This is a genomic window from Litchfieldia sinesaloumensis, from assembly GCF_900156865.1.
In the GTDB taxonomy this organism is placed as follows: Bacteria; Bacillota; Bacilli; order Bacillales; family Bacillaceae_L; genus Ferdinandcohnia; species Ferdinandcohnia sinesaloumensis.
Genome location: NZ_LT732529.1, coordinates 3,556,117 through 3,581,326, shown reverse-complemented (window position 1 = coordinate 3,581,326; position 25,210 = coordinate 3,556,117). Strand labels below are relative to the sequence as shown.

26 protein-coding genes and 1 riboswitch are annotated in these 25,210 nt (G+C 36.5%); of the genes, 19 read left to right on the top strand and 7 right to left on the bottom strand.

The window, feature by feature from the left end; translation table 11 throughout:
• Positions 1 to 47 precede the first annotated feature (47 nt).
• From remB to dnaA, 5 genes are all read right to left on the bottom strand, one after another.
• A complete protein-coding gene (gene remB, locus CZ490_RS17520) occupies positions 48 to 299 on the bottom strand; it encodes an extracellular matrix regulator RemB (protein ID WP_327078421.1) in 252 nt (83 codons plus the stop codon).
• Positions 300 to 322: 23 nt separating this feature from the next.
• Positions 323 to 1,441 (bottom strand): DNA replication/repair protein RecF, encoded by a 1,119-nt coding sequence (gene recF, locus CZ490_RS17515; protein WP_077620118.1) that lies wholly within the window; start codon positions 1,439 to 1,441, stop codon positions 323 to 325.
• Positions 1,442 to 1,488: 47 nt separating this feature from the next.
• A complete protein-coding gene (yaaA, locus tag CZ490_RS17510) occupies positions 1,489 to 1,707 on the bottom strand; it encodes a S4 domain-containing protein YaaA (RefSeq protein WP_077620117.1) in 219 nt (72 codons plus the stop codon).
• A 149-nt stretch (positions 1,708 to 1,856) separates the two neighbouring features.
• A complete protein-coding gene (gene dnaN, locus CZ490_RS17505; protein ID WP_077620116.1) occupies positions 1,857 to 2,993 on the bottom strand; it encodes a DNA polymerase III subunit beta in 1,137 nt (378 codons plus the stop codon).
• Positions 2,994 to 3,248: 255 nt separating this feature from the next.
• On the bottom strand, positions 3,249 to 4,595 hold the full coding sequence (dnaA, locus tag CZ490_RS17500) for a chromosomal replication initiator protein DnaA (RefSeq protein ID WP_077620115.1): 1,347 nt from the start codon (positions 4,593 to 4,595) through the stop codon (positions 3,249 to 3,251).
• Positions 4,596 to 5,549: 954 nt separating this feature from the next.
• On the opposite strand from dnaA, the gene rpmH reads away from it, so the two are divergent.
• From rpmH to CZ490_RS17445, 11 genes are all read left to right on the top strand, one after another.
• Complete coding sequence (rpmH, locus tag CZ490_RS17495; protein ID WP_010677434.1) at positions 5,550 to 5,684, top strand: 50S ribosomal protein L34; 135 nt, start codon at positions 5,550 to 5,552, stop codon at positions 5,682 to 5,684.
• A gap of 127 nt (positions 5,685 to 5,811) precedes the next feature.
• Positions 5,812 to 6,150, top strand: coding sequence for a ribonuclease P protein component (gene rnpA / locus CZ490_RS17490; RefSeq protein WP_077620114.1), 339 nt, complete (start codon positions 5,812 to 5,814; stop codon positions 6,148 to 6,150).
• A 148-nt stretch (positions 6,151 to 6,298) separates the two neighbouring features.
• Positions 6,299 to 7,072: a YidC family membrane integrase SpoIIIJ gene (spoIIIJ, locus tag CZ490_RS17485; RefSeq protein ID WP_077620113.1), complete on the top strand. Its 774-nt coding sequence runs from the start codon at positions 6,299 to 6,301 to the stop codon at positions 7,070 to 7,072.
• Positions 7,069 to 7,689 carry an RNA-binding cell elongation regulator Jag/EloR gene (gene jag, locus CZ490_RS17480; RefSeq protein WP_077620112.1) on the top strand — a complete coding sequence of 207 codons (621 nt, stop codon included), beginning with the start codon at positions 7,069 to 7,071 and terminating at the stop codon, positions 7,687 to 7,689. Before spoIIIJ ends, jag begins: the two co-directional genes overlap by 4 nt.
• Before the next feature lie 310 nt (positions 7,690 to 7,999).
• Positions 8,000 to 9,376, top strand: coding sequence for a tRNA uridine-5-carboxymethylaminomethyl(34) synthesis GTPase MnmE (gene mnmE, locus CZ490_RS17475; RefSeq protein ID WP_077620111.1), 1,377 nt, complete (start codon positions 8,000 to 8,002; stop codon positions 9,374 to 9,376).
• 104 nt (positions 9,377 to 9,480) lie between these two features.
• Positions 9,481 to 11,364, top strand: coding sequence for a tRNA uridine-5-carboxymethylaminomethyl(34) synthesis enzyme MnmG (gene mnmG, locus CZ490_RS17470; RefSeq protein ID WP_077620110.1), 1,884 nt, complete (start codon positions 9,481 to 9,483; stop codon positions 11,362 to 11,364).
• A gap of 17 nt (positions 11,365 to 11,381) precedes the next feature.
• On the top strand, positions 11,382 to 12,098 hold the full coding sequence (gene rsmG, locus CZ490_RS17465; protein WP_077620109.1) for a 16S rRNA (guanine(527)-N(7))-methyltransferase RsmG: 717 nt from the start codon (positions 11,382 to 11,384) through the stop codon (positions 12,096 to 12,098).
• A gap of 430 nt (positions 12,099 to 12,528) precedes the next feature.
• Positions 12,529 to 13,437, top strand: coding sequence for a nucleoid occlusion protein (gene noc, locus CZ490_RS17460; protein ID WP_077620108.1), 909 nt, complete (start codon positions 12,529 to 12,531; stop codon positions 13,435 to 13,437).
• 370 nt (positions 13,438 to 13,807) lie between these two features.
• On the top strand, positions 13,808 to 14,569 hold the full coding sequence (locus tag CZ490_RS17455) for a ParA family protein (protein ID WP_077620107.1): 762 nt from the start codon (positions 13,808 to 13,810) through the stop codon (positions 14,567 to 14,569).
• Positions 14,562 to 15,419: a ParB/RepB/Spo0J family partition protein gene (locus CZ490_RS17450; protein ID WP_077620106.1), complete on the top strand. Its 858-nt coding sequence runs from the start codon at positions 14,562 to 14,564 to the stop codon at positions 15,417 to 15,419. The genes CZ490_RS17455 and CZ490_RS17450 overlap by 8 nt, the downstream gene beginning before the upstream one ends.
• A gap of 90 nt (positions 15,420 to 15,509) precedes the next feature.
• Positions 15,510 to 16,247, top strand: coding sequence for a DUF554 domain-containing protein (locus CZ490_RS17445; protein WP_077620105.1), 738 nt, complete (start codon positions 15,510 to 15,512; stop codon positions 16,245 to 16,247).
• 27 nt (positions 16,248 to 16,274) lie between these two features.
• On the opposite strand, the gene yyaC is transcribed toward CZ490_RS17445, so the two are convergent.
• Entirely contained in the window at positions 16,275 to 16,892 is a 618-nt protein-coding gene (yyaC, locus tag CZ490_RS17440) for a spore protease YyaC (RefSeq protein ID WP_077620104.1), read from the bottom strand.
• 142 nt (positions 16,893 to 17,034) lie between these two features.
• On the opposite strand from yyaC, the gene CZ490_RS17435 reads away from it, so the two are divergent.
• From CZ490_RS17435 to rpsR, 7 genes are all read left to right on the top strand, one after another.
• Positions 17,035 to 18,054: a YkvI family membrane protein gene (locus tag CZ490_RS17435; protein ID WP_077620103.1), complete on the top strand. Its 1,020-nt coding sequence runs from the start codon at positions 17,035 to 17,037 to the stop codon at positions 18,052 to 18,054.
• A 232-nt stretch (positions 18,055 to 18,286) separates the two neighbouring features.
• Positions 18,287 to 18,484, top strand: a complete 198-nt coding sequence (locus CZ490_RS17430; RefSeq protein WP_077620102.1) for a DUF951 domain-containing protein — start codon at positions 18,287 to 18,289, stop codon at positions 18,482 to 18,484.
• Between the two features lie 128 nt (positions 18,485 to 18,612).
• Positions 18,613 to 20,613, top strand: a complete 2,001-nt coding sequence (locus tag CZ490_RS17425) for a molybdopterin-dependent oxidoreductase (protein ID WP_142255398.1) — start codon at positions 18,613 to 18,615, stop codon at positions 20,611 to 20,613.
• 108 nt (positions 20,614 to 20,721) lie between these two features.
• Positions 20,722 to 21,822, top strand: a complete 1,101-nt coding sequence (ychF, locus tag CZ490_RS17420) for a redox-regulated ATPase YchF (RefSeq protein WP_077620100.1) — start codon at positions 20,722 to 20,724, stop codon at positions 21,820 to 21,822.
• A 230-nt stretch (positions 21,823 to 22,052) separates the two neighbouring features.
• A complete protein-coding gene (gene rpsF / locus CZ490_RS17415) occupies positions 22,053 to 22,340 on the top strand; it encodes a 30S ribosomal protein S6 (RefSeq protein WP_077620099.1) in 288 nt (95 codons plus the stop codon).
• A gap of 54 nt (positions 22,341 to 22,394) precedes the next feature.
• Positions 22,395 to 22,961 carry a single-stranded DNA-binding protein gene (gene ssb / locus CZ490_RS17410; RefSeq protein WP_077620098.1) on the top strand — a complete coding sequence of 189 codons (567 nt, stop codon included), beginning with the start codon at positions 22,395 to 22,397 and terminating at the stop codon, positions 22,959 to 22,961.
• Between the two features lie 48 nt (positions 22,962 to 23,009).
• A complete protein-coding gene (gene rpsR / locus CZ490_RS17405) occupies positions 23,010 to 23,249 on the top strand; it encodes a 30S ribosomal protein S18 (RefSeq protein ID WP_077620097.1) in 240 nt (79 codons plus the stop codon).
• 57 nt (positions 23,250 to 23,306) lie between these two features.
• On the opposite strand, the gene thiT is transcribed toward rpsR, so the two are convergent.
• The gene (thiT, locus tag CZ490_RS17400; RefSeq protein ID WP_077620096.1) at positions 23,307 to 23,888 is read right to left on the bottom strand and encodes an energy-coupled thiamine transporter ThiT; all 582 of its coding nucleotides are present in this window, start codon (positions 23,886 to 23,888) and stop codon (positions 23,307 to 23,309) included.
• A 74-nt stretch (positions 23,889 to 23,962) separates the two neighbouring features.
• A riboswitch (TPP riboswitch) is annotated at positions 23,963 to 24,064 on the bottom strand.
• Between the two features lie 199 nt (positions 24,065 to 24,263).
• On the opposite strand from thiT, the gene CZ490_RS17395 reads away from it, so the two are divergent.
• The gene (locus CZ490_RS17395) at positions 24,264 to 25,193 is read left to right on the top strand and encodes a YybS family protein (RefSeq protein ID WP_159439985.1); all 930 of its coding nucleotides are present in this window, start codon (positions 24,264 to 24,266) and stop codon (positions 25,191 to 25,193) included.
• Positions 25,194 to 25,210 lie beyond the last annotated feature (17 nt).

Genomic DNA, 25,210 nt, shown 5'->3' with positions numbered 1-25,210 from the left:
ACACTTTATATTAACGAAAAAAGTACGAGTTTAAACTTCTCTAATCCTTAGATTTCTTCTAATAATGTTTCAAAATCAGATACATGCTGTGAACGTTTTTTTAATGTACTAGAGGATAAAGGTGAAAAATATACCTTATCTACTGTTACCACTACAGACTTTGTATTCCCATTTGATAATTCTACCACTTTTTCTTGCTGAAAATCTAAATATTCATTAACGATGGAGGAGGATTTTAAAAGCTGTCGGTCTAGTATTGCAATGACATCTGATGAACGAACCATTACATTGTCTCCCAAATGTATGAACAAACTTCATCACCTCATTTAAGCTTTTTTATAACACCTGCAGACACTTCAAATGTTGCGGCCTGCTTTAATGTTTCATGATTAATCCCCTCTACACTTGTTGTTGTTACGAAAGTCTGAACTTTGCCTTGAATTGTATTTAATAAATGGGACTGTCTGAAATCATCCAGTTCCGAAAGAACATCGTCTAATAATAGAATTGGGTATTCCCCAATCTCTGAATGAATTAATTCTATTTCTGCTAACTTTAGTGAAAGGGCAGTCGTACGTTGCTGACCTTGGGATCCAAAGGTTTGAACATCCTTGCCATTCACAAAAAACGCAAGGTCATCCCGATGTGGCCCCGCCAATGTAACTCCTCTTTCAATTTCCCTTTCTCTTATTTTAGCAAATTTTTCGTCATATACATCTACCATTTTCGACAAATCCGATGTTTCTAATACCTCAACTGAAGGTTTATATTCAATTTGAAGCGTTTCTAGACCTCTACTGATTCCATAATGAATCGGCTCCGCCCACTTTTGTAATAAAACAAGAAATTCAAACCGCTTTTTTACAATTTTGGCCGCAGCTTGGATGAGTTGTGAGGTTAGCACATCAAGCATGGTTTGATCGTGTTGCCTTTTTGTTTGAAGCTGCTTTAGATAGTGATTCCGCTGATGAAGAATTTTTTGATATTGGCTTAAGTCATGTAAATAGACAGCCGAAACTTGACCAATTTCCATATCAATAAATCGTCTTCTTACCTGCGGACTTCCCTTTACTAAATTTAGATCCTCTGGGGCAAACATTACCACGTTCATATTTCCAACATATTGGCTCAGCTTTTGCTGCTCCAAATGATTGCTCTTTGCTTTTTTCCCCTTTTTAGAGATAACTAGCTGCAAGGATAGGGGGCCGTTCCTTTTTTGAACCCTACCCTCTATTTTAGCATACTCTTCTTCCCAACGAATCAATTCTTTATCATTTGATGTACGATGTGACTTTGCCATGGCTAAAACATAGATGGATTCCATCACATTCGTTTTACCTTGTGCATTTTCACCTAAAATGACATTTACTTTATCCTCAAATTGTAAAGACAGCTTCTCGTAGTTTCGATAGTTGGTTAGTTCAATTTCCTCAATGAACAAATAGCTTCACCCTTTGCGCTATAAGCGTGAGGGCTTAACCCCGCTGCTTAAGCATTTGATATGACAAACGTTCCAAAGCCAGGTATATCTACTACATCTTTGTTGACTAGCTTTTTACCGCGGCGATTTTCTAGCTCTCCATTAACGTAGACCTCATGTTCACCAAGAAACCATTTGGCCATCCCACCCGACTGTATGACCTCTGCAAGCTTTAAAAATTGTCCTAATGTAATAAAGTCTGTCGAAATGTCTATTTTTTTTGCCATTTTTTCGCCTTCTTTCTTTTATTTTACTAAAGAAAACCCATCTAGAAAAGAAAACTACTAGGTCCTTTAAACCTAGTAGTTTTGCCACACTTGGTGGGGACTAAGATGTTGCCACATGGATATGACCTTCTAAGTCTTTTAAGCAAATTTTAGTACGTACGCACTGGGAGAATCAAATGTAGAACGGTATCGTCATCAAGAGCTTTAATAAAGAATGGTCTCATTGCACCCGTAAAACTTATTCGAATCTCTGAACTTTCTAATGCTTTTAATGCATCCATCATATATTTTGCACTAAAAGAAATCTTTAATTCTTCACCTTCAATGGATTTACTTTGAATTTCCTCATTTACTTTTCCAATCTCTGGTGAAGTTGATGATACTTCAACAACACCATCTGGTAAGGTTGAAAATTTAACGACATTATTATTTGCCTCTCTTGCTAATAGAGAAGCTCGATCGATGGATTGTAAGAATTCTTTAGTAGCCAAAATAACTTCAGTCTTACTCTCAGTTGGGATTAGTCTTGAAGTATCAGGGTAGCTTCCATCTAATAAACGAGAGAAGAATAATAAATGTTTTGTTCTAAAGAGAACTTGATTTTCAGTTATAACAATATCAACTAAGTCGGTCGAATCATCAAGAATTTTACTTAATTCATTTAGACTTTTACCTGGGATGACAGCATTATATGATCCGTCAGTTTCTGTTTGAATATGTGCTTTTCTCATAGCTAGTCGGTGGCTGTCTGTTGCAATACAATCCAAGGTACTATTTTCAACCTTCCAATTTACACCTGTTAGGATAGGTCGAGTTTCGGATGTCGAAACGGCAAATACAGTCTGCCGGATTAAATTTTTCAATAAGTCAGCCGGAATTTTGAATCCTTGGTTACCTTCAATTTGTGGCAACTGTGGATATTCATCAGCATCTAATCCATTTAGGTTAAATTCAGCTTTACCTGAACGAATAATGGTTAAAAGATTTGATTGAACCTCAATTTCAACTGTGTCCTTAGGTAGTTTCTTAACAATTTCACTAAAGAAACGCGCTTGTAAAACGATACTTCCCATTTCCTTCATTTCTACAATTTCATCCCCAGCTTCTTCTGTAGGAATGAATGACTCAATTGATATATCAGAGTCACTTCCAGTAAGTGTTACACCTTCGTTTGTTGCTACAATTTTAATTCCTGTTAATATCGGAATCGTTGTTTTTGAAGATACAGCTTTCATTACATCTTGAACACTTCGTACAAGATAGTCTCTTTGAATGATAAATTTCATCAAAAATCCTCCTAAAGATAGTTCTACTTTTGATTTCACATGAATATGCTTTTAGGTTATATATATTTATTTTTTAAAAGAAAAAATCGTAGAAGTACTAGTAGGCCCTGTGAATATGTGGATAAGCTGCGATAAAGCAAATGAAAACAGTCTATCCACATGTGGACAGACTGTGCGCAACAACAAAGAAGTTATTCACAGTATTCACGTTACAAGTACTTGTCCAAAATTAATAATGAAATCAATGATAGGTTTTTATCCCTTTAATTGGGTAATAATTTCACTTATTTGTTTTTGTAGTTGTGTGTCAGTTTTTAATAGGTTCGTGATTTTTTCATGAGCATGAATAACCGTCGTATGATCACGTCCTCCAAATTCCTCACCAATTTTAGGTAGTGATGAATCTGTTAATTCTCTCGAAAGATACATTGCTATTTGTCGAGGGTACGCAATTGATTTCGTACGTTTTTTTGCCTTAAAATCCTCAAGTTTCACACTATAATGTTGTCCAACAACCTTTTGAATCTCAAATATTGTAATTACCTTTGGTCTTGAGCTTGGAATGATATCTTTTAAAGCCTCTGCAGCTAAGTCAGCATTAATATCTTTATTTATCAGTGATGAATACGCAACAATTCGAATAAGTGCGCCTTCCAGTTCACGAATATTGGTGTTGATTTGATTTGCGATATAGAGCATGACTTCATTTGGAATATCAAGTCCCTCTGCTTTTGCCTTTTTACGCAAAATTGCAATTCTAGTTTCAAGGTCTGGAGGAGTAATATCGGTAATTAGTCCCCATTCGAACCGGGAACGCAGCCTATCCTCTAGTGTTGGAATCTCCTTCGGCGGTCTATCGCTTGATATAACAATTTGCTTACTTTCCTCATGCAACGTATTAAATGTATGGAAAAATTCTTCTTGAGTTGATTCTTTTCCAGCGAGAAACTGAATATCATCTATAAGTAAGATGTCGACATTTCTATACTTATTCCTAAACTCAACTGCTTTATTGTCTCGGATGGAGTTAATGAATTCATTTGTAAATTTCTCTGATGATAGGTAAACAACCTTTGCATTCGGATTATGCTCTTGAACATAATGACCGATGGAGTGCATTAAATGAGTTTTTCCTAAACCAACGCCACCGTAAAGAAACAGTGGGTTATAGGCTTTAGCTGGTGCTTCAGCAACTGCTAATGATGCAGCATGTGCAAAGCGATTCCCAGATCCAATTACAAATGTATCGAATGTGTATTTTTGATTGAGCATGTTTTGAGAGTGTTCAGCTGGTTCATCTTGTTTCGTAGCTTTTTTCTCAGGTGTCTTTATTTCGAATTCTTCATCTAGTTGATTTTGAGGAATAATAAATTTGATTCCGAGTTCCGCACCTGTTAGGTCATAAATTGTTTCAGCAATTAGATGCAGATATCTTGATTCAAGCCAATCTCTAGCAAACTCATTGGGAGCAGTAATGATCAGCGTGTCATTTTGTAGGGCATGGGCCTTGGTTGACTTTAGCCATGTTTCAAAGCTTGGTTTGCTTAACTTTTTCTCAATCTCTTGGAGCGCCTTTGCCCATAAATCTGCAATATTCTCCAACAATCTCCCTCCTTTGTTTAGCTCTCTAGTATTAAGGCGGGTTCAACGCCTAGTTTTACTTCATCTACTAAGAATTATTATTCAATGTATAAAAATAAGGTAATATGCAGCACCTTTTTGTAATATGAATACGAATTTATAAATATACATTCTTGGTAATTTGTGAATAAAGATATAATATAGTAGAAAAGCATCTTTTCGACATAATCCACTGATTGTGGGCAAGTAATCGTACACAATGTGAAAAAAACTGTCCACATGATATCCACATTCTGTGGATAAACGTTTTTTATTAATAACTTATTACGAGTGAAAACAAAACTATAATATCAAATTATGACTAGATAATCAATGGTTTTCAAAAACTTATCCACAATATCTATACCTTGTGGAAAATAATTATCCACAACACAAGATGATGTGTAAAACATGTCGATAAATGTTGTGGATTAAAAAAACTGTCGAAAAAAGTTGTCCACATACAGAAAAGCTGAAGCGACTCGCTCAGAAACGAGAAAATTGGAGGCTCCGACTCAGAGGCAGTTTTTGCCTCTGAAGGAGGAGTTGAAATTTCTCGAGTTTCTAGTCGCTGAAGCTGGACAAGACAGAAAAGCTGAAACGTTTTGATCAGAATTGAGGAAACTGGCCGACAAAAACCGCCACGTCCTGTGGCAAAGTCGGTACTAGCACATCCTGTGCGTCAAAAGCATCCGCCTACAGCGTAAATCAAGGGTATTAAAAACAACAAAGTTTGCGAAAACAGCCTTAATATAATAAATAAGGAATCAAGAGAGGTAGAAATTAGAATTTCTACATAATTCTTTGTAATAAAAAACTTCTTATCCAAAATATAGTATTTCAAATTAGGTTGACATCTTTTATGTGTTTTCACTATAATTAGTTAGACTGTCTTATGTGTAAATGAGAGTTAATTCCTCAGGGAGGTGTCATATAATGAAAAGAACATATCAACCAAGCAAACGTAAACACAGCAAAGTTCACGGTTTCCGTAGTCGAATGAGCTCTAAAAACGGACGTAAAGTCTTAGCTCGTCGTCGTAGAAAAGGAAGAAAAGTATTATCAGCATAGACCACTGAAACGTCAGTGGTCTTTTTTTCAATAAAAAGGTTTATTTCAATTTTCCTTATGCCCATACTATGTATGGGTAGGGATCATTGAAATTAAACGTGTTTTTGTGTACGGGAGTTGTTCGGAAATGAAAAAAGAATACCGTATTAAAAAGAACCAAGACTTTCAAACGGTGTTTAAAACAGGAAAGTCTACTGCCAATCGACAATTTGTTGTATATGTCTTACAAAAGGAAGAGCAAGATCACTTTCGAATTGGGCTATCTGTTAGTAAAAAGATTGGAAACGCTGTTACACGAAATCGCATTAAACGTCTAATCCGTCAATTCTTTTTAGAACATAAAATGTTAGTTAAAGAGAGAGATTATGTAGTTATTGCGAGGAAGCCGGTGGCAGAGATGAGTTATGAAGAAGTGAAGAAAAGTCTCCTTCATGTGTTAAAGCTGGCAAAGGCGTTTAAGAAGTAGAAAAATTGTTGATAATTTTCTATCGTTATAAAGAAATTTTTATACAAAAATGGTAGAATACAAAGGACATATTGATTTTTTCACGAATCAATATGTTTATGAGATAAATATTGACCTTGAAGATATTTAGAACTGGGAGGAAATGTAGTTGAAAAGGCGAATATTACTACTAAGTGCGCTGATTGGTATAGTACTTCTTTTATCGGGCTGTACCGAGATTAATGAACCAATTACCACCGAAAGTGAAGGGGTATGGAATAAATATTTTGTTTATCCTCTATCCTGGCTTATTACATACTTTGCTGAACTACTAGGCAGTGATTATGGTTTAGCAATTATTATCGTTACATTATTAATACGTTTTGCGTTATTACCATTAATGATTAAACAAACAAAAAGTTCTAAGGCTATGCAAGCTATTCAGCCAGAGATGAAGGCACTTCGAGAAAAATATAGCTCAAAGGATCAAGCAACACAACAAAAGTTGCAGCAAGAAACCATGCAGTTATTTCAAAAGCACGGTGTTAATCCGTTAGCAGGGTGTTTTCCATTATTAATCCAAATGCCAATCTTAATTGGATTTTACCATGCGATTATGAGAACAACAGAAATCGCAGAGCATAATTTTTTATGGTTTGATTTAGGTGAATCAGATCCATACTTTATTCTTCCTTTAGTAGCAGGTGTAACAACATTTATCCAGCAAAAAATTACGATGATGGGCATGGAAAACAATCCTCAAATGGCAATGATGTTATGGTTAATGCCAATCATGATCGTTGTCTTCGCGATTAGTTTCCCAGCTGCTTTATCATTATACTGGGTTGTAGGTAATATATTTATGATTGTTCAAACCATTTTAATTAAAGGTCCAGATATTAGAGCAGCGAAATCTGGAAATGTGGGAGGAGCCAAAAAGTGAAACAAGTAACTGCTACAGGGCAAAACGTCGATGAAGCAGTAGAATCAGCTTTAGCTCAACTTAACACAACAAGAGACCGCAGCGATATACAAATCATCGATGAAGGTAAAAAGGGAATATTTGGTATTTTTGGTACAAAGCCAGCTGTTGTTAAAGTAACAGTGAAAATTGATCCCGTTGAAAAGGCACAGGAATTTTTAGAAAATGTCGTTTCATCAATGGGGGTACCTGCTAAATTAGAAGTTACTCGAAATGGAAAGAATGTCACATTCCAATTATCAGGCGAAAAAATTGCTGTTTTAATTGGAAAAAGGGGCCAAACATTAAATTCACTTCAATATTTAACACAATTGGTTGCAAATCGATATGCAAATCATTATCTGAACATCATGGTGGATGCTGAAAATTATCGTGGCCGTCGCGAAGAAACTTTAATACAACTAGCAGAGCGACTTGCAGATAAAGCAATTCGAACGAAGCAAGAAGTGAAGTTGGAGCCAATGCCTTCATATGAAAGGAAGGTTATCCATACTGCACTGGCAAATCACAAACAGGTCAAAACTTCTTCAAGTGGTTCAGACCCAAACCGCCATATTGTAATATCTCCAGCAAAATAAGAAAAAAGAAGCCTAGGCAATTGCCTAGGCTTCTTTTTTGGCCTGTTTTTTTAAATGGTTTAAACGACTGTTATAGTACAAGAAAGATAATTATTTGTTATGTATTTAAGAGTTCTCTATTATTGTTATTCACATGTTGATAAGATAAAATGGAGTATAGTTTGTTTTGGGAAAAACATAGACTGGTTATCGGTGTGGATAAATAGGTCATACTAGTAATAAAAGAATCAATACGAGTTATTCACATGTTTTAAGAAGTATTAAAGTAGAACAAATCATTCTGAATGTTTATATATAAGAAGGTGATAAAATGGAGTTTGATACAATAGCAGCCATTTCAACTCCAATGGGAGAAGGAGCAATTGCAATTGTTCGTTTAAGCGGAGATGAAGCAGTTGAGATAGCAAGTAGAGTATTTAAAGGGAAAAATTTAAAAGAGGTTGAATCACATACGATTCATTATGGACATATTGTCGATCCAGATACAAATCAAGTCGTTGAGGAAGTAATGCTAACGTTGATGAAGGGACCTAAAACCTTCACAAGAGAGGACGTAATAGAAATTAATTGTCATGGGGGACTAGTTTCGGTCAATCGAGTACTACAATTAGTTCTTTCAAATGGGGCAAGGCTTGCTGAACCTGGTGAATTTACAAAGCGGGCATTTCTAAATGGACGTATCGACCTTTCACAAGCAGAAGCAGTCATGGATCTTATTCGTGCAAAAACTGATCGTGCGATGAATGTAGCAATTGGACAAATGGAAGGGAAATTATCGACTCTGATAAACCGTTTGCGCCAAGAATTACTTGAAACCTTAGCGCATATTGAAGTCAATATCGATTACCCAGAGTACGATGATGTTGAGGAAATGACCCATCGTGTATTACTTGAGAAAAGCGGTAAAGTACGAGATGAAATCATACGATTACTAGAAACCTCCAACCAGGGAAAAATTTTACGAGAAGGTTTATCTACTGTTATTATAGGTAGGCCGAATGTTGGAAAGTCCTCATTATTAAATAGTCTTGTTCATGAAAATAAGGCAATTGTTACTGATATTCCTGGTACAACTCGAGATGTAATTGAGGAGTATGTTAATGTTCGAGGAGTTCCGCTTCGTCTTGTAGATACAGCTGGTATACGTGAGACTGAAGATATTGTAGAGAGAATTGGCGTAGAGCGATCACGCGAGGTTTTGAAAAAAGCTGATCTAATTTTACTAGTGTTAAACCATGGAGATGAGTTTACGGAAGAGGATGAGCGACTATTTGAAGCTGTTTCTGGTATGGAAACAATCGTTATCATTAATAAAACAGACCTTCCTCAAAAAATAAATATGGAAAAGATCAAGCAACTTGCTAAAAACTATCCAATTGTCACAACCTCTTTATTAGAAGAAGAGGGTGTAGATGATTTAGAAGAAGCGATTTCCTCTTTGTTTTTTAAAGGTAATGTCGAGGCAAATGATTTAACATATGTGTCTAATTCACGTCATATTGCTTTGTTAACACAAGCAAAGAAATCAATTGAAGAAGCAATTTCGGGTGCTGAGTCTGATTTACCAATTGATATGGTTCAAATAGATTTGACTAGAACGTGGGAGCTATTAGGGGAAATTATTGGAGATGCAGTTCATGAGAGCCTGATTAATCAGCTATTCTCACAATTCTGTTTAGGAAAATAGACTAAAGTAGTATAAAAGGATTAAGTTGGCTTAATGGGTCATGGTATTTATGTTTATGACCTTTGTTCGCGCCATTTAACATCCTTATAGAGGAGGAATTAACATTGAGCTTTGATGCCGGTTATTATGATGTTATCGTTATTGGTGCAGGGCATGCGGGCTGTGAAGCGGGATTAGCTTCTGCCCGACAAGGTGCTAAAACGCTTATGATAACAATTAATCTAGATATGGTTGCATTTATGCCATGTAATCCATCGGTCGGAGGACCAGCAAAAGGTACGGTAGTTCGAGAAATCGATGCCTTAGGTGGCGAAATGGCAAAAAATATCGATAAAACACATATTCAAATGAGGATGCTTAATACTGGAAAAGGTCCTGCAGTACGTGCATTAAGAGCACAGGCAGACAAGTTTTCCTATCAGCATGAAATGAAAAAAACGTTAGAAAATGAAAGAAATTTAACCCTTGTTCAAGGAATGGTAGAACGCTTAATTGTTGAAGATGATGTGTGTAAAGGAGTTATCACAAAAACAGGGGCTAAATATCAAGCAAAAACAGTTATTATTACAACTGGTACTTTTTTACGCGGAGAAATTATTATTGGTGAATTAAAATACTCAAGTGGACCGAATAATCAACAGCCGTCTATTGAGTTATCGGAGCATCTAGAGGAATTAGGTTTTCAATTAGTTCGTTTTAAAACAGGTACACCACCGCGTGTAAATAGCCATACAATTGACTATAGTAAAACAGAAATACAACCAGGTGATGAAACACCTAGAGCCTTTTCTTATGAAACGACTAAATATATTACAGATCAACTTCCATGTTGGTTGACTTATACAAGCCCTGAAACACATCAGATTATTGATGCTAACTTACATCGTTCTCCGATGTATTCAGGAATGATTAAGGGTAGTGGACCACGTTATTGTCCATCAATTGAAGACAAGGTTGTTCGTTTCCATGACAAGCCTAGACATCAAATCTTTTTAGAGCCAGAGGGTAGAAATACTCAGGAAGTATATGTTCAAGGACTTTCTACAAGCTTACCTGAAGATGTACAACATCAATTAATTGCCTCTGTTCCAGGACTGGAAAATGCACAAATGATGAGACCAGGATACGCAATTGAATATGACGCGATTATTCCAACCCAGCTATGGCCAACATTAGAAACTAAAAAAGTAAAAAACCTTTATACTGCAGGGCAAATTAATGGAACGTCTGGTTACGAAGAAGCTGCAGCCCAAGGGATTATGGCTGGTATAAATGCAGGACGGCGTGCTCTAAATCAGGATGAGGTCATTCTAAGTCGCTCAGATGCTTATATAGGGGTACTTATTGATGACCTAGTAACAAAAGGGACTGCTGAGCCATATCGATTATTAACGTCCCGTGCTGAATATCGTTTACTTCTGCGTCATGACAATGCAGATTTACGGTTAACCGAAATAGGCCATGAAGTTGGTTTGATTTCTGAAGAAAGATATCGACAATTTATCGACAAAAAGAATGCGATTAAACAGGAGATGGAACGACTGCAAGGTATTAGAATTAAACCAACAGCTGAGGTACAGGAACTCATCCGTTCAGTTGGAGGAAGTGAACTAAAGGACGGAATACTTGCAAGTGATTTATTAAAACGACCAGAGATGACGTATGAGCATATCAGTCTATTGGTACCTAATGATCAAGAAATACATCCTGATGTTGCAGAACAAATTGAAATTCAGATTAAGTATGAGGGATATATCCAAAAATCCTTACAGCAAGTAGACAAACTAAAGCGAATGGAAGACAAAAAGATTCCGGAAAACATTGATTATGATGCAATTTCTGGTCTAGCGAATGAAGCAAGAGCAAATTTAAAGGAGGTTCATCCTTTATCACTTGCCCAGGCTTCAAGGATATCGGGTGTAAATCCAGCTGATATTTCGATACTGCTCGTATATTTAGAGCAAGGCAAAATTGCCCGTGTTGATTAAGGAAAGGAAATATTATTATGGACATATCATTATTTACATCAATGTTGGAGGAGAAAGGGATATCCCTTTCTCCGACCCAACTTAATCAGTTTGAAACGTATTATAAATTATTGGTTGATTGGAATGAGAAAATGAACCTTACGGCAATTACAGATAAGCCTGAGGTCTATTTAAAGCATTTTTATGATTCTATCTCAGCAGCGTTTTATTTTGACTTTTCAAATGATTACTCAATCTGTGATGTGGGAGCGGGTGCAGGATTTCCAAGCATTCCACTCAAAATTTGTTTTCCACATCTTAAGATTTCGATTGTTGATTCTTTGCAAAAACGTATAACGTTCCTTCAGGAACTCACAAAATCCCTTCAGCTTGAGAATATGACATTTCATCACGACAGGGCTGAAACTTTCGGCCAAAAGGGTGAGGTTCGTGAATCTTATGATATTGTAATGGCAAGGGCAGTTGCAAGAATGTCTGTCTTAAGTGAATTATGTTTGCCACTAGTAAAGGTAAATGGAACTTTCATTGCCATGAAGGCTGCATCCGTCTCTGAAGAACTAGAGGATGGCAAGAAGGCTATTGCAACACTGGGTGGAAATGTAAAAGATGTACATCACTTTTTATTACCGCTAGAGAATAGTGATCGAAATATTGTAATCATTGAAAAGAAAAAATCAACACCCAAAAAATACCCTCGTAAACCAGGTACACCAAATCGTTCACCAATCATGTAATCTTATCTTTGATAGGTTCCACCATTTGGTGGACGATTTTATTTCAATTTGTATATTTCGTATAACCTCGTGAATTAGTAGAAAGATAGAAGATTTTTGTAAAATCCGTGTTATAATAGAAGGAATGAGAGAGAGAATAGAGAATTGTTAGCTTTATATAATAGAATATCACTATGTAAGTGGTGGGTTAGGATTAGGATGTAAAGTGTAACGATTTAACGTGAGGGGATCAACCCCTGACTATATAAGTTAAGCCTCGGGCGAATGCCACGATTTTTCAATGGGAATTTTTCGAACTTAAAATCAAAGACTAAGAATGCCACCTCCCGTGGCAACGTCTTTGTGACCCACCTCGTGTGGGCCAAAAAAATCGGGCGAAAATACGCCAAGGCGCATTTGATTAGTGGGAGTTCTAAGGGGTGGTGGAATTATGAGGCATCCATTTTCACGGTTATTTAGCATTGGTGAAAAAGATGATGACAAACAACAAACGGATCAAGAACAGGTGGTAGACACACAATTACATGATTCAATAGAGGATGAAGATACACACCTGAATGAAGAAGTAAGACAAATTCCAATAATTGAAATTGTCCCAAACCGATATCAACCAAGAACTGTTTTTGCAGAAGATAAAATTAGGGAACTTGCATTAACCATACGTACACATGGGATTATTCAGCCAATTGTTGTCAGACAATTTGATGATAATCAGTATGAAATTATAGCTGGTGAACGACGTTGGAGAGCCGTTCAAACATTAGAATGGGAGACAATACCGGCCATTATTAAAGAATTCAATGATGCAGAAACAGCGTCCGTTGCATTAATTGAGAATTTACAACGTGAAGAACTGTCAGCGATTGAAGAAGCGTATGCGTATGCTAGATTAATAGAATTACATAATCTTACACAAGAAGCGTTAGCTCAACGTTTGGGTAAAGGTCAGTCGACAATCGCAAATAAGCTACGTTTATTAAAGTTGCCTGAAGAAGTCCAACAGGTCCTTATGCAAAAGAAGCTAACAGAGCGTCATGCAAGAGCCCTAATCCCTCTAAAGGACCCTGAAAAGCAAATCAAGTTAATGCACGACATCATTGAAAAAGAGTTGAATGTAAAGCAAACTGAGGATCGTGTCGTTAAAATACTTGAATTAGAAAGAGAACAGAAACGACCTAAGCCTAAATTTAAAGCTGTAAGTCGTGACATGAGAATAGCTATGAATACCATTCGCCAGTCGCTAACAATGGTTGAAGAAAGTGGTGTCTCATTAAATACTGAAGAAGAAGAATTCGACGATTTTTATCAATTTACAATTCGAATTCCAAAAAATAAATAATAAACATAAACATTCCTTACTTAACAAAGTGAGGAATGTTTTTTGATTCCTTTTTACATATGAAGTATATCAACTTTCAATCAAAATGTTTCACGTGAAACATTTTCGTTAAAATTTTTATTTAAAAAAGATAAACCCTATCATTTTTTCATGATAGAATAGAAAAAGTGATAGAATTAACTTGTTCAAAAGAGGTTCACAAACTGTGACTGACTTAGTTAAGGCCTTGAAAGGAACTTACTCGAACACGGTTTCAAAGAGAATGCTACACTTTCTCGAGGTACATTAGTATCCGTGGGCTATAATAGAGCACTTTATAAAGACCTCACTATGCAAAAAATAAGTAGGATAGTAGAAAGTAGGTGACATCGTGGGGAAAATCATCTCAATCGCTAACCAAAAGGGTGGAGTAGGTAAAACGACTACTTCTGTTAACCTTAGTGCATGCTTAGCCTATGTTGGAAAAAAAGTATTACTTGTTGACATTGATCCTCAAGGTAATGCAACAAGTGGATGTGGCATAGAAAAAGCAAATATAGATGAATGTATTTATGATGTTCTTGTTGAGGATGTTGAAGCAAAAAATGTAACCGTCCCAACAGTTGTTGAAAATTTAAATATAATTCCAGCAACAATACAATTAGCTGGCGCAGAAATTGAATTAGTCCCAACAATTTCTCGTGAAGTACGTCTGAAAAGAGCACTAGAAGAAGTGAAGGATCAATATGACTATATCATCATTGATTGCCCTCCATCACTAGGTTTATTAACGCTAAATGCGTTAACAGCATCAGATACTGTGGTAATACCAGTTCAGTGTGAATATTACGCACTCGAAGGGCTTAGCCAGCTATTAAATACCATTCGATTAGTACAAAAACACCTCAATACAGAACTGATGATAGATGGAGTTCTTTTAACTATGCTTGACGCAAGAACTAACTTAGGTATCCAAGTCATTGAAGAAGTGAAAAAGTATTTCCAAGATAAAGTATATAAAACTATTATTCCAAGGAATATTCGTTTAAGTGAAGCACCAAGTCACGGCGAACCAATCATCATTTATGATCCAAAATCAAGAGGTGCGGAAGTTTACTTAGAACTTGCAAAGGAAGTGATTGTAAATGGCTAAAGGATTAGGTAAAGGTATTAATGCTTTATTCACTTCTATGGAAGTTGGAAATGAAGAGGTTGTCCAAGAGATAAAAATTAATGAATTACGTCCAAATCCTTATCAACCAAGGAAGACATTCGAGCCGGAGGCAATTACTGAGTTAAAGGAATCAATCCTTACACATGGGATTTTACAACCTATAATTGTTCGGAAAACAATTAAGGGATTCCAGATCGTTGCAGGTGAAAGACGTTTTAGGGCTGCAAAAGAAGCAAAGTTAAATACAGTTCCAGTTGTTGTCCGTGAATTAACTGAGCAACAAATGATGGAGATTGCATTACTTGAAAACCTACAACGTGAGGACTTATCGCCAATTGAAGAAGCGTTTGCTTACCAATCCTTACTCGACCATTTAAAACTCACCCAGGAACAACTTGCAAAGAGAGTAGGAAAAAGTAGACCACATATTGCGAACCATCTTCGTCTTCTTTCTCTACCTAAACATGTACAAGTCTTAATCTCTGAAGGAAAACTGTCAATGGGACATGGTCGTACACTTTTGGGACTTAAAAAGAAAGAAAAATTGAATGCTATTGTTGAAAAAGTAATTGCAGAGGAACTTAATGTTCGCCAATTAGAAAATTTAATTAACCAACTGAATCAAAATGTTCCACGTGAAACATCCAAACCGCCCAAAAAGGAAAAAGATATCTTTATTAAAGAACAAGAATCTTTCTTACGGGAACGATTTGGTACATCGGTTACCATTAAACAGAGTAAGAAAAAGGGAAAGATAGAAATTGAGTTCTTTTCAAATGATGACCTTGAAAGAATTCTGGAACTACTTGAATCACCCAAAATCTCATAAGAAAACAAAAAAACCTGCATGTTTTTATTCCTTTTTAAAATAAGGACGTGCAGCGTTTTTTATTACAGATAAAAATAGGAGAAATGAATCATGGTTCTATTAGGTACGATTGTTAACGGGTTATGTATTGCAGCTGGAACCTTACTAGGAAGGGTATTACACCGAATTCCTGAACAAATAAAAACAACAGTTATGCATGGAATTGGACTTGCTGTTTGCTTATTAGGTATCCAAATGGGACTAAAAAGTGAACAATTCCTAATTGTAATTTTTAGTTTGGTTTTTGGAGGCATCCTCGGCGAATGGTGGGGGCTAGAAGATAAGTTGAACAAATTAGGTAGTTGGATTGAAAGGAAGGTTGGTGGCTCATCTGGCGAAGGTACAATTGCAAAGGGTTTTGTTACAGCTACTTTAATATTTGTTATTGGTGCGATGGCTATCATCGGAGCATTGGATAGCGGATTACGTAATGATCACAGTGTCCTATATACAAAGTCAATTCTAGATGGATTTACAAGTTTAATTTTAACGACTACTTTAGGAATTGGTGTTTTATTTTCTGCAGTTCCAGTAATCCTGTATCAGGGTGCGATAGCGTTATTCGCTACTCAAATTGATAAGTGGGTTCCAGCGGAGCTAATGGACTCGTTTATTGTCGAAATGACAGGAGCTGGTGGATTAATGATTGTTGCAATTGGAACAAACCTACTAGGTATTACGAATATACGAGTTGCAAATCTCTTACCGGGTATTCTTGTTGTAGGGATTCTCGTAACAGTCGCTTATTATTGGAATTCAATCTTACATTTTACACAAGCTATTTTTTAAAACCTCTTCTAAATCAGAAGAGGTTTTTTATAAGGTGAATCGGCCTTTATCCAGATGAGATAGTTCCAATTTTCGATGATAGGTAAAGTCTGCTTTGCAAATACCACCAGCGATAGTGTTTGCTATTTTCATAACTAAACTTAATCTTGTATTTTGTAAGACGAAAAACTCCATAAATCCACTCACATTCACAATGCCTGTAATGTGCATATCCCCCACAGGGGTTAAATCTTTATTTACGCCTGCACCAGGCTTGATAGGACCTTCTCCAATGGTAACAGACCCAACACTCTTTAAACGCCCCAAACACGCATCGATTCCAATGATAAAGGGGTTATGATACTTCTGATTAATTCCTTCAATTTTCTCTTGAAGGTTAACTGCATGAATAGGTTCGTCCAATGTGCCATATACATGGAAGTGGGACAGTCCTTTTTCGGAAACTTTTGTACCTATCAATGGTCCAAGACAGTCGCCTGTTGAACGGTCTGTTCCGATGCAAACGATAACGATCTCTTGGTTTGTTTTTGTAGGGAGCATAGAAGTAATTTTTAAGGCTATTTGATGGTCAGCTAATTCTTGATCGTGTGGAATACGAAATGAATCGTTCTTCTTGTGGTCAAATAATTTAGTTCTAAGATTCATAGGTTCTCACCCCTTTTTCACTGTAGTAACAGTATACGAAAGAATCTGACATTCTATACATCCGATGAAGAAGAATCTTAGAGTAGCTATGATGAAAATTCGTTTTAGTAGATAGAGGAATGATAAGAAGTGGGGGAGTTATATGTTTAAAGCAGGGATTAGGTGGATGTTTCTGATATTAGGGACTGCAATTGGGGCAGGATATGCTTCTGGAAGAGAGATTTGGCAGTTTTATGGAGAACAAAGTGGATTAGCCATCATTTTTTTTACCTTTATATTTATTGTCAGTTGCTACATTATTATGAAAATAAGTTATGAAAAAAGAGCAAAACATTTTGTGCCAGTTTTACAAGAACTTGTAGGGGAAAAGGTTGCATATGTCTATGACGCCATTACAATACTATATTTGTTTTCAACCACTGTTGTCATGTTAGCGGGTGGTGGAGCCACTTTAGAATTATTTAATATTCCTTTTTGGTGGGGAATCTTGATATTTGGTATTCTTTTAGTGTTAGTTTTTTTATGGAACATTAATGGCTTGATTTCCATTAACATGGCGATTATTCCAGCATTGATTCTATTTTTAATTACAGTTCTGTTCATATTTTTATCATCAAGTGGGAAAGAGTTTTCATTCAGTCTTCAAGAACAAAGTAATTGGCCCTCTGCCTTTACATTTACAGCATTAAATATTTTGCCACTTGTTGCTGTACTTGGTGCAATTGGAAGTGAAATGAAATCAAAAGGGGAGGCTTGGGTTGCAAGTATAGGAAGCGGAGTATTTTTAGGAATTATTACTTTTATTTATAACGAGGCCCTAATTGAGGTAGCCCAAGAAATTATGCTTTATGAAATCCCATTGTTTGTAATACTAAAGAATTTCCCATATATTGCAGTTTTTATCATGTCTATCTTGTTATTTGGTGCGATATTCACTACAGCAGCATCAGGATTATTAGGACTATCAACACGTTTTAAAGAGAAACTCAAAATGCCATTGTGGATGATTGCCATCATTTTAATTTTGCTCATGGCGCCATTTACAATGTTTGGTTTTGCTACACTTGTATCGATCCTATATCCCATATATGGCATAGCAAACTTATATTTATTAGCAGTTATTTTGCTAAATCCAATCGTAAACCGCTACAATTTAAAATGAATTCCTGTTACAATACAACATATATAATTGTGTGTTCAAAGAAGAGGGTGAAAAGGACTACGTCGGAAAAGGCGCTCGTTCTGTGGGGAAGCTGACACTAGTACATCTTGTGTGTCGAAGTTCGAAGGCGGTTTAGTTTTAATGAATAGAAAAACAAACCAACAACGAATTTCGCTGTGTCATTTTCACCAGCCATCTTGAACAACCTATAAAAGGTAAAAGGGTGAATGTCATGGTAGATAAAGAATACGGATTACATGATATTGTAGAAATGAAAAAACCTCATCCATGTGGCACAAATAAATGGAAAATCATCAGATTAGGGATGGACATTCGAATTAAATGCGAAGGCTGTGCACATAGTGTACTTATTCCGAGAAAAGAATTTAGTCGGAAAGTGAAAAAAATCCTAGTAAAGCATGAGGAATAGAACCTCATGCTTTTTTGGTAAAATTTACGTATTCGTTGTGAATCATTTTTATAGTGTTTTTGAGAGAGTGATTTATAATAGAAAATATGAGTTTGATAGTTTTCTAGATGCGTTGGGAGATGAGGGGAATGACCACATATAAGTCTACATGTCCTTTAAATTGCTGGGACAACTGTGGTTTTGTTGTTGAAGTTGAAGATGGGAAGATTGTAAAAATAGATGGCGATAAAGAACATCCAATCACAAAAGGAAAAATTTGTGGTAGAGGGCGTATGCTAGAAGCAAGAACAAACTCTGATGATCGAGTTCTTTATCCACTTAAAAAAATAGATGGGGAATTCCAAAGGATAACATGGGAACAAGCGCTAACTGAAATCTCAGATAAGCTTGCAGATGTGAAACAAACATTTGGATCCACTGCAGTATTGCATAGTCATGATTATGCAAATGGGGGGTTATTAACAAAGATTGCGAACCGCTTTTTTAACAGTTTTGGTGGTGCGACTGAGCTAATTGGTAGTATTTGTTGGGGCTCCGGAATCGAAGCTCAAAATTGGGATTTCGGAAATGCAGCAAGCCATGCTCCTGAAGATATTTATAATAGTAAAAACGTCATTATTTGGGGAAGAAATGTTACTAGAACCAATATGCATTTGTTTGGTTATCTGCAGGAAGTGAGAAAAAAGGGAGTTAAGATTATTGTCATTGACCCCATTTATAATGGAACTGCAAAGATTGCTGATTCTTATATCTCCATAACTCCAGGCATGGACGGATTTTTAGCAATTGGAATCATGAAGGAACTGATACGCCTAGATTTACAAGACAAAACCTTCTTAGAAAAATACACAGTTGGATACGAAGATTTAGTAGAAATCATTGACTCCATTTCAATACAAAAAGTTGAAAAATTGACTAATGTTCCACGTGAAACAATTACAAAATTAGCTCACGTTTATAGTGAAGGACCTACGGCAACTTATATGGGGCTGGGGATGCAGCGTTATGCAAATGGTGGAAATACGATTCGTTTAATCGACGCCCTAGTTGCTGTAAGTGGAAATGTCGGCATTCCAGGTGGGGGAGCGAATTTTGGAAATACACAGGTTGGTCAAAGTTTTGATAGTGAAGCTTTAACTCTTCCTGAAAAGAAGAAAGAATCAAGAGCGTTTGTAATGACTGAACAAGCTGAAAAGATATTAACCGCTACTGAACCACCAATAAAAATGATTATGGTTTCATGTGGAAATCCCCTAACTCAAGTGCCGAATACCGCTCTTGTACAGGAAGCTTTTCACTCAGTTGATTCAATCGTGGTACTAGAACAGTTTATGACAGATACAGCAAGATTAGCGGATTATGTACTTCCATCAGCAACTGTTTTTGAGGAAGAGGATATCTATTATTCCTCCATGTTTCACCATTACGTAAACTATGGTCCTAAACTAGTTGAGGCACGTGGTGAAGCTAAATCAGATGTCTGGATTTGGACAGAATTAGCGAAGAGACTTGGATTTGGAGAAGACTTTAATTACGCGAGAGAAGAGTATATTAAAATGGGTTTAGGTTCTTTACAGGACGAAGGGATTACTTTTGAAACGATAAAAGAGAACAGTCATATGCCATTACCTGTTAATCTTGTTCCGTGGCATGATTTTCAATTTACCACTCCATCAGGTAAATTTGAATTTACTTCAGCTATAGGAGAGATGAAAGGGTATGATGGACGATTACAACTTTCATATCCTCGAGAGTCTGTGTATACAGACAAAGAACTTGCCCGAAAATACCCTTATTCCTTATTAACGATTCACCCTTTACGTTCAAACCATTCACAGCATTATCATCTTATTGAGAGTTTGCAAACTGTAAAGGTTGAGGTATCGAAAGATATTGCGGAAAACTTGGGACTTTTACCGAATGACATAGTAAGAGTTTTTAATGAACGTGGTGAAATAAAAGGGAAGGTACAAATCTTAAAGGAATCGTCCCCGAATATTGTGTGTATTGATGAAGGACAATGGCACATCTTCGGTGGTAGTGTAAACAGTTTAACTCCTCACGAAGTTTCAGATAATGGATTAGGGAGTTCGTTATATGATTGCCTTGTAGGAATTGAGAAGGTTTAGATATATGGTATGTTAGCCGTTTCTAGTGAAACGGCTTGTATTTTTCAATAGGAAAATCTATAATTGTTGAAGGTTAGTATGTTACGGATAAGAGGAGTGGAAAAATCAATGGCGTTAACAGCAGGTATTGTTGGTCTTCCGAATGTAGGGAAATCAACTCTTTTTAATGCAATTACACAAGCAGGCGCGGAATCGGCAAATTATCCGTTCTGTACAATTGATCCGAATGTAGGAATTGTTGAAGTTCCCGATGAGCGTTTAAATAAATTAACAGAATTAGTTCAACCTAAGAAGACTGTACCCACTACTTTTGAATTTACTGATATTGCAGGTATTGTAAAAGGTGCAAGTAAAGGGGAAGGTCTAGGGAATAAGTTCTTATCACATATCCGCCAAGTAGATGCAATATGTCATGTTGTCCGCTGTTTTGCAGATGACAATATTACACACGTATCGGGGAAGGTAGATCCAATCGCTGATATTGAAACAATTAATTTAGAGTTGATATTAGCAGATTTAGAGTCAGTTGATAAGCGTATTGACCGTGTTGCAAAACTCGCAAAACAAAAGGATAAGGAAGCTGTTGCTGAGCACGAGGTACTTGTACAGTTAAAAGAGGCCTTTGAAAATGAACAGCCAGCACGTGCATTGGAATTTACTGAGGAACAAATGAAGTATGTAAAGGGAATGCATTTGTTAACTAGTAAACAAGTTTTATACGTTGCCAATGTTAGTGAAGATGATGTTGCAGATCCTTCTTCAAATGAATATGTGAAAATGGTTCGTGAATTTGCAGAAAAAGATAACGCAGAGGTTATTGTGGTTTGTGCGAAAATCGAGTCTGAGATTGCGGAACTTGAAGGTGAAGAAAAGGCAATGTTCCTTGAAGAGCTTGGTATTGAGGAGTCAGGGCTTGATCAATTGATTCGTACAGCATATCATTTATTAGGGCTTGCTACGTATTTTACTGCAGGTGTACAAGAGGTAAGAGCGTGGACGTTTAAAAAAGGAATGAAGGCGCCACAGTGTGCAGGGATTATTCACTCAGACTTTGAGAGAGGTTTCATCCGAGCGGAGACGGTATCGTACGAAGATTTACTTGCTGGAGGTTCAATGAATGGAGCGCGTGAGGCAGGTAAAGTGCGTCTTGAAGGGAAGGAATATATCGTTCAAGACGGTGACGTTATCCATTTTCGATTTAATGTGTAAGTTTAGTAATGAAGCAGCCAAAGGATGAGTAATCGTTTTGTGGCTGCTTTTTGTTTTTGTTGAGTAATGTAATATACATTAGTTGGATTTAAGCTCATTCGTGAGAAACTAAAACTGCTCTTGCCTACGATTTTTTAATGTGCTATAATATCTTTCTGTGAGTAATTGAAATAATTGCTCCTTGCCCTTTTTAGGTAAAGGGCCGTTAGTCCAAAAGGAGGTGTAACGTGATGAGAAAATACGAAGTTATGTATATCATCCGTCCAAACATTGATGATGAAGCAAAAAAGGCTTTAGTTGAGCGTTTTAATGGCGTTTTAACTGACAATGGTGCGGAGATTACAAACGTAAAAGAATGGGGTAAGCGTCGTTTAGCTTATGAAATCAATGATTTCCGCGATGGTTACTACATGATTCTTAACGTAATGTCTAACCCTGAAGCTGTTAACGAATTCGATCGTTTAGCGAAAATCAGTGAAGATATTATCCGTCATATCGTTGTTAAAGAAGAAGAATAAGAATTTATTAGAGTATAGACTCTGTTTTAATATCCTGTTAAGGAGATGGTTCTGATGATGAATCGCGTCGTTCTTGTAGGGAGACTTACAAAGGACCCTGAATTACGATATACCCCAAGTGGAGTTGCGGTTGCAACCTTTACGCTTGCAGTGAACCGAGCATTTACGAATCAGTCGGGTGAACGAGAAGCTGACTTCATTAATTGCGTTGTATGGCGCCGACCAGCTGAAAATGTTGCAAACTTCCTTAAGAAGGGCAGCTTAGCAGGCGTAGATGGTCGTCTTCAAACCAGAAATTATGAAGGCCAAGATGGCAAACGTGTATATGTTACGGAGGTTGTAGCAGAAAGTGTTCAATTCCTTGAACCTAGAAATGCAAATGACCAACAGCGTAGCGGCGGAGGTAATCCTGGAGGTAACTTTGGTGGTGGCTATAATGGCAACCAAGGTGGCTATGGAGGCAACCAGGGTGGAAACCAAGGCGGTGGCCAAGGTGGATATTCTCCATTTGGACAGAGTCAGAACCCAAATCAAAACCAAGGACCTACAAGAGTAGATCAGGATCCATTTGCAAATGATGGACAACCTATCGATATTTCAGATGATGATCTACCGTTCTAATCTTGTAAGTCAATCGTATAGAACATAAATCGGAAGGAGGAAAAATAAATGGCAGGCGGACGTAAAGGTGGACGTGCAAAGCGTCGTAAAGTGTGTTACTTCACAGCTAATGGAATTACACACATCGATTACAAAGAAGTAGATTTACTTAAAAAATTCGTTTCTGAGCGTGGTAAAATCTTACCTCGTCGTGTAACTGGAACAAGCGCAAAATATCAACGTAAATTAACAGTTGCTATCAAACGTGCTCGTCAAATGGCATTATTACCATATGTAGCTGGTGAATAATAAAGAAAAGCGGTGATCGTTAATGCGATCATCGCTTTTTTTGTTAGTATAGAACGATTATAAATGTCCTTGCAACTCCTGTTTTAGTACGAAGAATCGTGGTGAAGAAAGTATTAGTAAAGTCATGATAATCGAACAGAAAGCAAATGCTCCTAGCATCGTAATACCGTTAGCTGTTAAAGAGAACCATATGGCTTCAAATCCTGTTAATTGCTCCGCAAAGAAGACATACCCTGATACGAAATGCCAGAAGTAACGAGCAAGGCTACCGACAAAAATGGCTATTATTATATACAGTAATGATTTCCCTTTATTTCCTTCACTTAGGCTGTCTTGAACGGTATTTTTAAATAGTCCCGCGAAGCCTATGAATGAAAAAGCTAAGAAATAGTCAATTGCACCTTGTATTGGATGGATGATCCATGGATCAAATATCACTTGTAGAAGTCCCCATAAAAAACCTGAAAGAAATCCAAATTTAAATCCCCATCTAAGTGCGACAATAAATACAGGTATCATTGCGAAAGATATAGAGATGGAGGGACCAATTTTAATTGAAGGCACAAACATGTCCAGTGCTAGCGCCAATACTGCAAAAATCGCTGCTTCAATCATTGCCTGTAATCGAATATTTCTCATAAAAAAACCCCCTTGAAGTGTATGAAAAAAACAGAACGCACCCCAAAGGAGAACAACTTTCATTCAAAGTATAAGTTCTCGAAAATCCACATTCCTACGCTAGCATTAACTAACAGGTTCGGAGGGTCTGAACTCTATCGCTCACTCTCAGCAAAATTGCTCCCCTTGTGGATACGTTTAGTATTTAATTACTATGATAATAGATAATAGGGAAAAGTAAACAAAAAGTTTTATTTTAAGCAGCAAAGAATGAAGTATTACACCCTATGGAGCCCAAAGGTTGAAGACTTGGTTGTAAAACTTTAAAATAGAGGGTGGTTGTTAAATAGTCGCATTTTTAATAAAAAGATGTTGCAAATAAGTCGAGGTGAAAAGGTGAAAAATACAAAATTATTAACAGAAGGCTCCATGCTATTAGCAGTATATAGTGTACTGTTACTTCTCGCTCTATACATACCACTACTTGGAACAGTACTTTCATTCCTTTTACCCATACCATTTATTCTGTTTACGGTGAAATATAAGATAAAACAGTCCATGCTGTTTATCCTTATTGCATTTTTATTATCAGGTTTATTGGGTTCTGTTATGGGGATTATTCTTACAATAATGTTTGGGTTTACAGGTGTTTTATTAGGTGAAATGATCAACCGTGGGAAAAGTGGCATTGAACTCTTTTTAGGAGCTAGTTTATCTTATTTGTTCTCCATTGTGCTGATGTATATTACAGTTATGCTTGTGCTTCAAGTCAATATAACTGAATTAATAAAAGAAAGCTCTCAAGAATCAATTGCGATGGTTGAGAGTATAATGAGGGCAACAGGGGGAGAAGTAAATACCCAGGTTTATAAAGAGCTAGAGGAATCAATTGAATTAACGTCATACATGCTACCAAGTATGTTTGTTTTTCTGGCCATGGGTTTATCATTTATTACAGTTAAAGCTGTTAAACCTATTCTTATACGACTACAGGTGAAAATGAATCCGTTCCCGCCATTCCGAGAAATACATTTACCAAAGAGTATTCTCTGGTATTACTTATTGATTTTACTTATTAGCTTTGTTGAGATGGAAAAAGGCTCATTTGGGTATACTGCTTTTTTAAATTTCTTTTTTATTTTGCAGTTATTAATGGTGATTCAAGGTTTGTCTTTAATCTATTTTTACTGTCATCAGAAAAAAATCCCTAAATTCGTACCGGTTGTACTGACAGTCTTAACACCATTTCTCCTTTATATTATTCGAATCTTAGGTATAATTGACTTAGGATTCCAACTGCGAAATCGAATTAGTGAAAAGAAGTAAAACAAAGCTTTAGGAGC